Source organism: Xenorhabdus sp. PB30.3 (genome assembly GCF_963895965.1).
In the GTDB taxonomy this organism is placed as follows: domain Bacteria; phylum Pseudomonadota; class Gammaproteobacteria; order Enterobacterales; family Enterobacteriaceae; genus Xenorhabdus; species Xenorhabdus stockiae.
Genome location: NZ_CAWQMW010000117.1, coordinates 37,836 through 50,594, shown reverse-complemented (window position 1 = coordinate 50,594; position 12,759 = coordinate 37,836). Strand labels below are relative to the sequence as shown.

Annotated in this window: 9 protein-coding genes; 2 read left to right on the top strand and 7 right to left on the bottom strand. The window is 44.1% G+C overall.

Going from position 1 to position 12,759, the window contains the following annotated elements:
- Positions 1-43: 43 nt before the first annotated feature.
- The gene (locus tag AACX38_RS08345; protein WP_169926562.1) at positions 44-181 is read left to right on the top strand and encodes a hypothetical protein; all 138 of its coding nucleotides are present in this window, start codon (positions 44-46) and stop codon (positions 179-181) included.
- A gap of 32 nt (positions 182-213) precedes the next feature.
- On the opposite strand, the gene AACX38_RS08340 is transcribed toward AACX38_RS08345, so the two are convergent.
- A complete protein-coding gene (locus tag AACX38_RS08340) occupies positions 214-801 on the bottom strand; it encodes a GNAT family N-acetyltransferase (protein ID WP_228863974.1) in 588 nt (195 codons plus the stop codon).
- A gap of 595 nt (positions 802-1,396) precedes the next feature.
- Here AACX38_RS08340 and AACX38_RS08335 point away from each other — a divergent pair.
- Entirely contained in the window at positions 1,397-2,032 is a 636-nt protein-coding gene (locus AACX38_RS08335; protein ID WP_228863973.1) for a hypothetical protein, read from the top strand.
- Positions 2,033-2,043: 11 nt separating this feature from the next.
- On the opposite strand, the gene AACX38_RS08330 is transcribed toward AACX38_RS08335, so the two are convergent.
- The 6 genes from AACX38_RS08330 to AACX38_RS08305 all read right to left on the bottom strand — a co-directional run bounded on the left by AACX38_RS08330 (position 2,044) and on the right by AACX38_RS08305 (position 12,741).
- Positions 2,044-2,898, bottom strand: coding sequence for a DMT family transporter (locus AACX38_RS08330; protein ID WP_228863972.1), 855 nt, complete (start codon positions 2,896-2,898; stop codon positions 2,044-2,046).
- Between the two features lie 82 nt (positions 2,899-2,980).
- Positions 2,981-4,171: a hypothetical protein gene (locus tag AACX38_RS08325; RefSeq protein WP_228863971.1), complete on the bottom strand. Its 1,191-nt coding sequence runs from the start codon at positions 4,169-4,171 to the stop codon at positions 2,981-2,983.
- A gap of 148 nt (positions 4,172-4,319) precedes the next feature.
- Positions 4,320-5,417 carry an ABC transporter permease gene (locus AACX38_RS08320; protein WP_228863970.1) on the bottom strand — a complete coding sequence of 366 codons (1,098 nt, stop codon included), beginning with the start codon at positions 5,415-5,417 and terminating at the stop codon, positions 4,320-4,322.
- Positions 5,410-6,357, bottom strand: coding sequence for an ABC transporter ATP-binding protein (locus tag AACX38_RS08315; protein ID WP_099121131.1), 948 nt, complete (start codon positions 6,355-6,357; stop codon positions 5,410-5,412). Before AACX38_RS08315 ends, AACX38_RS08320 begins: the two co-directional genes overlap by 8 nt.
- 10 nt (positions 6,358-6,367) lie before the next feature.
- Positions 6,368-7,939, bottom strand: coding sequence for a condensation domain-containing protein (locus AACX38_RS08310; protein ID WP_228863969.1), 1,572 nt, complete (start codon positions 7,937-7,939; stop codon positions 6,368-6,370).
- Positions 7,936-12,741, bottom strand: a complete 4,806-nt coding sequence (locus tag AACX38_RS08305) for a type I polyketide synthase (protein ID WP_228863968.1) — start codon at positions 12,739-12,741, stop codon at positions 7,936-7,938. The genes AACX38_RS08310 and AACX38_RS08305 overlap by 4 nt, the downstream gene beginning before the upstream one ends.
- Positions 12,742-12,759: the final 18 nt, after the last annotated feature.

Here is a 12,759-nt window from a genome sequence, read left to right as displayed (position 1 = left end):
TTTAAAATCAATAAATTATACTAATTAAATCTCAGATATTATCATGACTATTCAGATAAACTGGCCTGATGATAGTTCAACAACTTCCGGTTACATGAATGATCTTCCCGTTAATCAACTAAATAAAGGGAATGTACTTTTTCAGGGAACTGAAACAGAAAAAAGTGCAGAAGAATATTGATACTTCTGCACTGAGTCGAGCCATTACAATATCTACTTTCTGAGCATTGCGTACATCATGGGACCATTGAAAGGAAGCGGATATTCAGCGGTGACTTCAAACCCCAGCCGCTCATAAATTCTGACGTTTTTTTCATCCGAGGTTTCAAGAAACACCGGAAAACCTTCACGTTCAGCTCTCTCAAGCCCGGGATCAATAACCGCACGACTCAGCCCCTTTCCCTGAAAGTCAGGATCTACGGCGACTACCCCCAAAAACCAGCACGGAAAATCAGGGCGTTCTTTCGCCATAATTGCTTCAGATGCCTGCATTATGTTCGCTCTTTCTCCTGCGATCTTTTCAAATTCAACGGACAGCGGAACAAAAACAGACGCTGCATCTTCAATACCGGGAGCCGTCCAAATAGACACAGCCGTTCCATCATCAGTAGCCCACACATGCCCTACTGCCATACCGACTTTTCGAAGAAAGGTCTCCAGATAACGCTGTACTCTCTGCTGGTGACTATCCTCAGCCAGAAAATGCCGCATCAAAGAATACCCATCAAAAGCACCTGTCAATGTTTGTATGCAACGCGTTAGTTGTATTTCTGATATTTCTTTAGACTCACAGACACTCATGTTTTCGCACCTTTATCTTATTAATACCCAATTAATTCTCGGATATATTCAGTTCAGAACGGCAAAATACATCTTTTAACAGCGATAAAATTACTCAACAAACCATCATGCATCAATTAGAGATATTTATCCAATTAACGCAATAATAATTCAAGTGAATTGAAAGCATCTCTCAATCAGGATAAAAATCCAAAAACAAAACAATTCACTTATAAAAATACAAAATGAAAATAACAAGCAGCAACAGTGAAGTTTTTTTATCTGATAATGATGTTAATTACACGAAAAAAAATCACATTGCATTCAGAATATTCTTAACAATTGAAGAGATAGAAAAGGAAATCATCATATACCATATTACTGGCTTTAAATATCATTAAGCATAATTTATTGGAAATAATATTAAGAATATCCATAAACAAAAAACAGATCAGTTTAACAATAGTTTAGACATCCCAGGTAAAATATATAACTCTGTTTATTTCTTGCGGGATAAACTTTTCTGACTATATATTAATATTCAGCATATTTATTTACCTTCTTTTGGTTTTCCTTTTGTATGTAACCCAAACACCCTTAAATATCAGGTAAAAAAATGCAGCAAACAAACTTATCTATCTGGCGTTATTTAATATCACGGGATGTAATGCTCAACATGATTATACCGATTATTCTGTATCATGTTGCTTTCTCTGTAGGCGGTGTTGGTACTGCCTTGCTGCTGACAACAATATATTCAGTTATTCTCAGGATTATCAGTAAAACACAAAGTATTTGGGTAGTAATCGCTCTGTTGTTAGTATCAGGACTAAGTCATTATCTTTATATACACGGATATACCCTGTTTGATAAAAAACTTGAGGAAGTTTTTGGTTCAATTAGCAGTGCTGCATCACTGGTTGCAGTCTTCTGTTTTTATTCACTAATAGGAAAGCCGGCTGCAAAAACAATGGCGGAGCAAGCCATGCCGGGATTAAAAACTATCTCAGTTTATGGCAAGCCCATCTATGACAGAGTATGGCACGAAGTTTCTATCGTCTGGATTTTGGTCTACCTGTCAAAAGCAGTCGGGCTTTATATTCTTGCAAATCGAGCCGGGTTTCCCATTGATACCGTGATTACTTTTTGCGGAACACCACTGACCATACTGATGATCCTATTTAGTTTCTATTGGCCCCGATACCGCTGGCGCTCGTATCGTAAGAAACAGGAACGCAATAAATCAGAATAGCGATATTCCTGTTACTTTTTTTCGCGAAAAACAAAAGCTAACCCTGTGATTATCGCTATCATTCCAATCATACTTAACGTAGAGAGTGCATTACCTAAAAACAAATAATCCATTAATGCGGTAACACACGGCACAAGATAAAACAGGCTAGTGACGTTAACTAAATTGCCTGCATTAATAAGCCGATAAAGTAATAACTGTGCTGCTACAGAAATAACTAACCCAAGCCATAACACAGAGACAATAAAACCAGTGGTGAATTCAATATGAAAAGGTTTAAAAGGAACAAACAATAAGCAAGCAATTAAACTTACACCATATTGCAAAGGCAGAACTTCTGAAGGCGACTGCTGAATTTGCTTCTGAAAAATAGCGCCTAAACTCATACAACCTAATGCTGACAAAGCAAAAAACGTACCCAGAAAAGAAAAATTAGTCATTACCAGCCCTTGGAAAACAACTAATATCAATCCCATTAAAGATAAGAACAGACCCAGTAAACGGCGAACGGAAAAATGTTTTTCTATCACCAACAGAGTAATAATAGGCTGAATCCCCATGACTGTTGCTAGAATTCCGGGGGTAATGCCATGCTCTAATGCAAGAAAATAAAAAATAGCATATCCGGCAATCATCAATAAGCCAGTACCCGCAACTTTTCCGATACTTCCTGACGCCGGTAAGTAATGTTTTCTGAACACACAGAGTAACAAAAGGCATAGAAAAGCGATGGCAAAACGTATCGTCAAAATGGCAAAGGAAGAACTATAATCCAACCCCCAGCGAGAAAAGATTGCGCCACTGCTCCACAATAAGACAAAAAGAGAAGTTGAACCGTAGGTTCTCCAAATATTTTTGGAGTTCATATCAAATACACCTATTATCCTGTCTAAAGGACTAATAAGTAGCATTTAATTAAGCATTTGTCATCAATCTTCAGATATTCATTCAGTTGCGTAAATTCATATTTTTCTCACTCTGTAACCTTTTGGCTAAAAGCGTTTTTTCAATGTAATCGACAATAATATCACTCGCATTATGTTCAAAGATATCCCGGGAAAAATGAGTGTTAATTTTCTCTTTCGAGAGAAACTGGTCAATCATCTCCAGAGCGCGCTTTCTTTCTATCGGACGATTAATAAATAAATCGATGCATTTATCAGTTAACGCTAGCCCTTCTCTCTCTGATAAGTAAGCGGGGAGCTCAGGGTATCCATATTCCGGCTGCCACAGAAAACCATATTCAGGGGGATAATAATGTTGAAGATATATTTCTAACTGTAATTGCTGGCTATAATTTTGTGGAGGCAAGAAAAAAACATCTTTATTAAGCGTAACACATTCATAAAATGTGGTAAGCCCTGCATTAGATAATACCTTACGGGCCCGCCGTAATTTTTTCAGAAAATCCTGTCTTGAAAAACAATCAACATGGATATGAGGATGTGTTTCAGCGAGTATATTCTTCAGGTTTCCGATTGTTCTTCCACCACCTGCAATCGTAATATTTTTTTCATTTTTCAGATTGGGAATAGAGAGTAATTCCTGAAGAAAATGATAGTAAAAATCAGTTGTCTCGCTGTAAACCGTGTCAATACCACCAAGGGTAATTAATACACCTTCTAATGGATGATCATCCATTAAACACTGTTGCAAAGAATCAGAAAGAATGGGAGGTATAACTTGATAATCACCAAGTTTATCGCTGAATTTGGCAATATTTCGTTCTATTCCATGAAAGTCCTGAATGAACGTTTTTTCAGTTTGGCGCAGATCAGCGTGAAGATTACTCCACATCCAGAATAGCGTATCGATATAGACAATGGGTGTACCCAGTTGCGAAACAAAATTAATCGAGCCGGGATTGGTATTGTTAATGTAAAGACTGGCTCCTGAAATCAGCTCCGAATAACGTGAAAGCTCGGTAACAGAAGTCGTATCACACTCATAAATAATATCAAATAAATTCGATTTTTCACCTAATTGAGAAGAGGTAAGTGTACCTAATAAAATTAACTTAGCATCCGCTATCAATTTATTTCGATGCTTTAACTGTTCCACAACATTTAATGTTGTCGATATCGGACCAAAACAGAATGGTTCTGCGTCAAAAATAATATACGGAATATTTTTTAACATATTATATATCTCACAAGATAATATTTATATTTCCTATATCAAATAGCTTTCCATATAACTTTTCATATAAAAAAACAAAAAAACAGCCAGAGTAGAATATTTCCATTATCTATTTTTTCAAGTGGCTGCCAAAGCAGCCACTGACAAATTAATACCAGCGGAAAATTCGCATTCCTAATATAAAAGTCATGACACCAATGACAACCAGTGCAATAGATGCAGGTACAACCTGTAATAGTTCTCCGCCTTCAATAAATACTTTACGCATATTATCAGCCAGAATAGTTAACGGCAGATATTCAACGATATTGACCATCCACTGTGGGAAGTGTTTATAACTGAAAAAGATCCCCGATAACAAAACCTGTATCAGAATCGAAACTTCCAGTAAGCCGTTCGCAGTCTGAGCCTTGCGTGCCCGGGATGCCACCAGCACTGCCACACCAGAAAAACAGATATTCCCGGCAAAGAGTAAAAGCAGAAAGGCGTAAAACGAACCCTGTATTTCTATATCAAAATAGATCTTAGCAAACTGATAAATAATCAGTATTTCAACGAAGTTGATGATAAGACAGGCCAGAATATGCGCCATCAGAAAGGTGGTCTTACGCATTGGCGTGATGCACATCTGGCGGGTGACCCGCGCGAGGCGTTTTTCTGCCAGTGCCCAGCCGACAGCAATTAAACAGGTTTCCATTATTGCCATCGCCAGTAACCCCGGTATCAGAAAATCCAGATAACGCAGCCCCGGAGTTTCCAGAATAAAAAGATTTTTATCTGTTTGCTTTCCCTCTTGCTGATTGAGCAGATAGTAAGTCAAAAGGGCATCACCATCCTGCGGGTCAAGGTAGTGAATCTGTTTTCCCTGCGCATTCTGTTCAATGAACATCTGAATATCACCCCGTTTCAACCCGAGGATCACCGCCTCACGGTCAGGATAATATTTAATATGATATTTGACCTTTACCAGATTATTCCGTCTGATTTCATCCTGATTGATAATACCGGAGATGGTGTGTTCATGCGCTGTAAGCTGCTCTCCCCATTGTTTGATCTTCTGTTGTTCCGCGACTTCTGCTGGCAGAACAATGCCGATATACCTTTCGGGAATATCCTGTGATGAGAACGAAAGACCTAATAGCCAGACCAGCAAAAGCGGAAAACCAAATGACCAGAACAGAATTTCCGGCTCACGGATATATTGCCTGAATTGTGTTTTCATCAGGTTGATCAGTGCACTATTCATGGAAGCGTCTCCCTGCCAGTGTCATGAACAAATCATCCAGCGTTTTCTTTCTGATCACCAGTTCATTGATATCGGTACCGGCTTTTTTGGCACATTCAAAAAGCTCAGTCACAAAGCTGGCTGAATCGTCAATTATCATACGGATCCTGTTTTTTGATTCATCGTATTCATAACTTGATACCCGATTATGCCGGCTCAGTTCTTGCAGACGTTCAGGGAACCGGGTCGTCAGCTCAATCAGATCGCCGTTACAGTATTTTTTCAGTAATTCATCCATGCCACCCTGTGCAATAATTTCTCCTTTATTCATGATACAAATCCGATCACATAAATACTCAGCTTCTTCCATATAATGCGTTGTCAGCAGCATAGTGGATTTTTTTTCCCGGTTGAGTTTGCGCAGAATGTCCCATGTATCATGCCGGAAACGCGGATCAAGCCCTGTTGTCGGCTCATCCAGTATCAGGATTTCCGGCTCATTCATAATGGCAACACCCAGAGCCAGCCGCTGGCGCTGGCCTCCTGATAACCCTTCCACATAAGTCCGGTGTTTTTCACTTAATTCAACCAGTTCCATCACTTCCTGCACCCGATGACGTGAACAGCCATAGAAACTGCCGAACAGAGTAAGCACTTCTTTTACTCTGAGTTTGTTGATAAATAACGTTTCCTGTAAGACTCCGCTGAGACGCCGGCGCAGATAAGGTGCATCATGCTGCCATGTTTTTCCCAATACCCTGACAGAGCCTGAATCGGCTTTTTTTAGTCCTTCCAGTATTTCAACCAGTGTCGTTTTTCCCGCACCATTCGGGCCGAGCAGACCAATGAACTCACCACGATAAACATCCAGAGAAATGCCTTTCAGCGCCTGATAATCTTTGTAATGTTTCCTGACCTGCTTAAACTCAATCACTTTCTCTTCTTGTTTCTGAATAGCCATTCTCTGTATCTCATTCAGTGATAAGTTGGGAGAGAGAAGATAGTTTTTCCTTCAGCAATCCGGTAAAACAGGCCATCCCTGCCTGATTAAAACAGCAGCAATTAATTTGCATGATTGGTTTGCTATCTTCAGAAAGTGTGACGTAGATATTGATAGAGTCATTTTCCCATTGGGTGGAAATAGCCTGACCGGGCAGCGCCTGATGTTCCCGATGTTCACTTTTCCAGTAGCTGCTCAGGCGTAACCCATCCAGCCTGCTACCCGACGTCTCAGATTTGAATACATCCTGTAATATATTAATGTTAATCGTTGGTTGTGAAATTTCTACGTCGCGTCTGGCTCGGCGAATGATGGATTGCGGTGGTCTGGGTTCCATAAACAAAAAGTCAGCCAGAAAATGCGGGTAGAGCCGGGCACGCCGGAATACCTTGCTGTAAAGCCAGCTACCTGCACGGATTGCCAGAGAATAAATACCGGGGCTGCTATGCCAGCGCTGTTCAGCCAGCACACCAACCGGCAAACTCCACGGGCATTCCATGTGGTCATAAGCCGATAAAATCTTTTCCCTGACCTGTTCCAGCAAAGTAATTGTCGTCGCCTCATTTTTTCCTGTTCTATCCTTTAGGCTGTCCAGATTGACAGGCACCGGCATAACACGCAGCATGGGCGCCATCAATGTTTCACTTCCGGGCTGTTCCCTGCCTTCCAGCACTGAATTCAGCGAAAAACGGGACTGCCCGGTCATTGTGTAAATCACCTCGGCAACCAGTGTCAGAAAAACCATCTGCAATGTTGCTTTTTGCTGTTTAGCCAGCGTATCCAGCAAGTCATAGCTATTTTCAGGAAATGGCAGGTAAAACTCATGATCGGTCAGAGTATTCTGGTTGAGATAGCGAGCCGGAAAACGCGCATAAGGATATCCCTTCAGATGCTGCCGCCAGAAAGCCAAATCTTGCTGACCATGTTGATGATGGGTTTCCCGTTCATAAACGACCCATTCATCAATTTGCATCTGATCCGATACACCTAACTGGAGTTTTTTTCCGTGGCACCCCTGTTCATAAAGCTGCCATAGCTGTTGCTCAAACAGATGTATGGCCCCGCCATCCGCCACAATGTGAGGAAAACATAAAAACAATAAATGTTTTGATTCTGCCAATCGGAAAATCTGTGCCCGCAGATGGGGAGGAGATTTGAGATTAAATGGCGTATGCAGGCATTTTTGGCTATGTTCAATCACCCGTTGTTCCTGCTTATCGGCATCATAAGCTGACAAATCCAGCAGGGGCAGATCAAACTCCCGCATCTGACAAAGCCGCTGCATTGGTGCGTAATCCAGTATTTCCGTGCGCAGGGAAATATGCGACTGGATGAGCGTATTGATAGCCTGTTCCAGCACCGCTATCCGCAGTTCTCCTTCAATCAGAATACCAACCTGATTGTTAGCAGTATCCCCCAGTGCGGTGGATACAAACCAGAAGCAGTGCTGGGCATATCCCAACGGGAACCAGTTTCCTTGCTTGTTATTCCCGGTGTGGTGCAAATTCTCGGCTGCCTTGCCTCTTTGCATTTTGGCTATCATCGCCTTTCCTCCGGGTTGTCCGGCTGCACTTTGTTACGCAGATTGACCTGCTCAGCCAATAGTTCAATCGTGGAGTGTTCGTAAATAAACCCGACAGGAAATACCACCTGTAGCCGCTGTTTAATTTTTGCGATGATCTGCACTGCCATCAGCGAGTGACCATTCAGTTCGAAGAAATCATCAAACACCCCCAATGGGCCTATACCCATTTTTTCCTGCCAGATATCAGCAATAATTTCTTCCGTCTGATTGCGGGGAGCCTGATAAGCGACACTTAATACCGGGCGGGGATACAGGTTCTGCTCGCCCGTGTTCACCGTATTTCGGTCTGGTTCTACTGGGGAATTATTTTCTGAAGCGTGGTCGGTATCCGGTAACGGTAAGCCACGGGTAGAAACAGCATAAACACTGTCCCCATGTGACAGTAATAGTTCCAGCAACTGGCAACCCTCTTCCGGCAGAATACCGTGCCTGATACTTTCTTGTTCTTCATTATCCTGATACCACTGACGCAGGCTATCCACTGCCATTCCTACCTCACGCCATGCATCCCAGCCAATAGCAAGATAGCGGGTAGATTTTTTCGTGCCTGAATGTGACTTACTGAAATTTTTCTCATCTAAAACATGTTGATGACGTGATAAAGCGTAAGCATCTTCAAAAGCATTGGCTGCACAATAAGCGACCTGTCCGATTGTGCCTATGTGGGATGCCAGTGATGAACTTAAAACGAAAAAATCCAGTGGGCGGCGTTTAAACCAGTTATCCAGAACCTGTGTTCCCAGTACTTTTGACTGGAATACCTGAAGTGAGTCTTCGAATCTGCGATTCTGGATCAGCCCGCCATCGGCAATACCTGCACAATGAAAAACCCCGTGGATCTGCCCATACTGGAGAACAACATCAGTCAGAGCTTTGTTGACTCTTGAAGCATCCGCCAGATCGGCAGAAATGACTGAAACAGAAGCGCCCATCTGCTTTAACTGTTGTAACAAACGGATATGGCGTGAGCGCTTATTGTCTGCATCATGAGTTTCCAGCCAGTCTGACCATTCATTACTGGGCGGTAATTCACTGCGGCTGATGAAAATCAAATGGGATTGATAATGCTTCGCCAGATAGAGTGCTATTGTGGCTCCAATACCGCCAAATCCGCCCGTAATCAGGTAGTTTCCCCCATGTCTTAATAGCGGGGACGCCGTCGCGGGTAAAACTGCGGTTTCAGTCAACGGTACATAACGATGTCTTCCGCGAAGCGCGACGATATTATCCTGACTCTCCTGTTCTTCCGGCTGTCTGAGGATCTCTGTCAGTAATGCTGATATTACGGCATCAGACGGCTTAGGATTAAGTAAAGGCAGTGACCAGCGAGCAGGCAGGGCAACATCAATACTCCTGCACTGCACCTGTTCAAACTCTTTTGGAATGACACGACATGGGCCAAGTAGCAGGGCTTTGGCAGGATCGTTTCTGTCCTGTTCTGTAATCGAATGCAGTCGGTTGGAGAGGATGTCTATTTTTAGTGCAGCCGTTTTCAGTTGATTTGCTGATCCCATTCCATCTGTTGCTAAACGGTCTACCGCAAATTGCCGGGCGATATGCAACAGAGATTCATAATTGGTAAAGGCAGTGTTCAGTGCAATGGAAGCTGAACGCGATATTGACCATGCATGAATGATGTTAGTGACCTTCACTTTCCGGCTGTTAAATAAATCCGCCAATGCCTGATAGTCTTCGCTGTTCTGCGGATTGATGGTTACCTGACGTGTGTTTGTATCTGCTTTAAAACGTCCGCCCTGTATTACCTGCCAGACTTCACCGCCCAGTTGTGTCAGTTCAGCCGCCAGCTGTTTTCCTACTCCGGAACAGTCCATAAAAATCAGGAAAACCTGCCCGTTTAACCGGGCATAATCTGCCACCGGTATGGTCATTTGTTTCCAGCGGATCTGGTGACTCCACTGCTCCAGTGGCAACCGCCCTCTATCCGATGCAACCTGTCTGGTATGAGCAGGCATGTTATGTGAAGTATCACTAGTCCATGAGTCCAGACTGTAACGCTGGCGCTGGAATGTATATCCGGGCAGAGGAAGGCGGTGGCGTTTCTGTGGCTGATAAAATGCAGACCAGTCGACAGATACCCCCTGTTGCCATAGCTGCCCCAATAGATTCAGCAAATGCTGCCTGTCCGGGATAGTTTGTTTGATACTTCGGGTACTGTTGAACACCCGCTGATGTGCCGCTGAACCTGTAAACTGTATTTTTGCCAGTCCGGTCAGAGCACTGCCCGGCCCGATTTCCAGTAAAACAGGCGCTTTTGAAGGTGAGGTTTTTTGTGAGTGAGATTGCTGTATATGAGAAGCTGAAGTGACTTCCTGTTGAGACAATAAACACGCCACTCCCTGACTGAACGCAACCGGTTCACGCAATTGGCGTACCCAGTAATCCGGCGACATAGCCTGTTCCGCGGTGATCCATGTTCCCGTTACACAGGAAATAAACGGCAATTCTGGCGCTGAGAGTGTTATGCCATCAAATGCCTGTCTGAACGGTTCCAGACACCCATCCATCATCGCACTGTGAAAAGCGTGGGAAGTATGCAGCGTGCCGGATTCGATATTATCCTCCGCCAGACGCGCTTCAAGCATCAATATGGCTTCTGTTTCACCGGATACCACACAAAGCTCAGGCGCATTATAAGCAGCCAGTGTAACGCCCTCCGTGAGATAGCCCTGTAATGTTCTTTCATTAAGTTCTACCGCCAGCATTTTTCCGGCAGGCATCTGATTCATTAAGTTAGCCCGCCTGATCACTATCTTCACTGCATCTTCCAGAGTAAATACCCCCGCAATACAGGCGGCAACATACTCTCCGATGCTGTGACCAATGCAAGCCGTAGGACGTATCCCCCATGCCATCAACAACTGGCTCAACGCATATTCGACAACAAACAGAGCTGGCTGGGTATAACGTGTCTGATACAACGCCGAATTTTTATCCGTTTCAGATGTGTTGAAGATTAACGAACGGATATCACGACCCAGCAAAGGCAGCATAATCTCCGCACATCTATCCACTTCGGCCCTGAATGTTGGCTCCTGATCGTAGTACCCCTTCATCATGCCGGGGTATTGTGCTCCCTGCCCGCTGAACATAAAAATGACAGACGAGGAAACTGTACGTAACGTATTTTCCTGTATTGTCCGGGATAAATAATTATCCAGCGCCGCAATTGCGCTGATGTGATCATGGCATACCAGACTGTGTCGGTAATCCATTTCATGACGACCAACATGCAGGGTATAAGCGATATCAGCTAATGGCTGTCGGGGAGATTTTTCCAGCCAATCACGGAAATTCAGCAACTTTGCCTGCAATGCTTGCGGTGATTTAGCTGAAAAAGAGAGCAATTGTTGCGGGTGAGCCGGGCCTGACGGGGAAGTATAGGGGGTTTCCTGCAAAATCATATGAGCATTGGTTCCCCCAATACCAAAGGAGCTGACACCCGCCCGGCGTACGCCCTGACACTGCCACGCTTCACCTTTTGTCGGTATATAGAACCTTGAACCGGTCAGATTAATTTCAGGATTGAGGCGGGTAAAGTTGACCGCCGGTGGCAGATAACGGTGCATCATCATCTGTGCAACTTTCATGACTCCCGTCACACCTGCCGCCGAGTCTACGTGTCCCAGATTCGCTTTGACAGAAGCCACCGCACAGCGCGGCAGCTCTGTTTCCGGCTGCTCATAAGCACTGAGCAGCGCTTTCATTTCCATCGGGTCGCCAAGGTGAGTTGCTGTGCCATGAGCCTCGATATAACTGATACTTTCTGGTGTCACATCTGCTACCAGCAATGCGCGCTGCAGAACCGCTGCCTGACCGGCTACCGATGGCGCTGTGAAACCGATTTTCTCTGCCCCGTCGTTATTTACCGCAGAACCTTTAATAATCGCATAAATATGGTCACCACTGTCCAGTGCATCCTGTAACCGTTTCAGCACCACAACACCAACGCCATCACCGCTCAGAGTACCGGATGCCTCAGCATCGAAAGTACGACAATGACCGTCATGGGAAAGAATACCGCTGCCCTCGAAGTGATAGCCACTGTGGGAGGGAAAACCAACGTGAACACCTCCGCCCATTGCGATGTCACATTCTCCGGCTAATAAAGACTGGCAAGCATAGTGTAGCGCCACCATTGAACTGGAGCAGGCCGATCCGATAGTGAAACTCGGCCCCCGCAGATTGAGCTTGTAGGATACCCGTGTCGAAAGCAGATCGTTATTATTGCCAAATAGCAGCATGTCCGATAAATACGGCCCTTCGGCAGTGTGATGATTCAATAGATAATTCATAAAATAACTACTGCTGGAGCTGCTGGCATACACGCCGATTGGTCCCTGAAACTTTTCCGCTGCATAACCGGCATTTTCCAATGCCAGCCATGACGTTTCCAGAAACAAACGCTGCTGTGGATCTATTGCCTGAGCTTCCCGCGGAGAGTAACCAAAAAACTCAGCATCAAAGTCTTCAGGATGTTCCAGTACGGAAACATTGCGGATAAAATCGGCCCGCGAACGGGCCTCTATTGATATTCCTTCTGCATCCAGTTCGGCATCAGTCAATGGCCTGACAGACTCAACGCCCGCTGCGATATTTTGCCAGAATTGTTCAACATCACTCGCGCCGGAAAATTGTCCCGCCATACCGATAATGGCGATTTCAAAACCGTGCATTTCCAAATCAGACACTGATTCCACTGCCTGTTCCCTCTGAACGTTATTACCATCGGTGTTATTCATGATCCGTTATTCCTCATT

Coding starts and splice junctions, on each gene's coding strand:
- AACX38_RS08310 (WP_228863969.1), bottom strand. CDS start 7,939: ATGATAGCCAAAATGCAAAGAGGCAAGGCAGCCGAGAATTTGCACCAC.
- AACX38_RS08340 (WP_228863974.1), bottom strand. CDS start 801: ATGAGTGTCTGTGAGTCTAAAGAAATATCAGAAATACAACTAACGCGT.
- AACX38_RS08325 (WP_228863971.1), bottom strand. CDS start 4,171: ATGTTAAAAAATATTCCGTATATTATTTTTGACGCAGAACCATTCTGT.
- AACX38_RS08345 (WP_169926562.1), top strand. CDS start 44: ATGACTATTCAGATAAACTGGCCTGATGATAGTTCAACAACTTCCGGT.
- AACX38_RS08315 (WP_099121131.1), bottom strand. CDS start 6,357: ATGGCTATTCAGAAACAAGAAGAGAAAGTGATTGAGTTTAAGCAGGTC.
- AACX38_RS08335 (WP_228863973.1), top strand. CDS start 1,397: ATGCAGCAAACAAACTTATCTATCTGGCGTTATTTAATATCACGGGAT.
- AACX38_RS08330 (WP_228863972.1), bottom strand. CDS start 2,898: ATGAACTCCAAAAATATTTGGAGAACCTACGGTTCAACTTCTCTTTTT.
- AACX38_RS08305 (WP_228863968.1), bottom strand. CDS start 12,741: ATGAATAACACCGATGGTAATAACGTTCAGAGGGAACAGGCAGTGGAA.
- AACX38_RS08320 (WP_228863970.1), bottom strand. CDS start 5,417: ATGAATAGTGCACTGATCAACCTGATGAAAACACAATTCAGGCAATAT.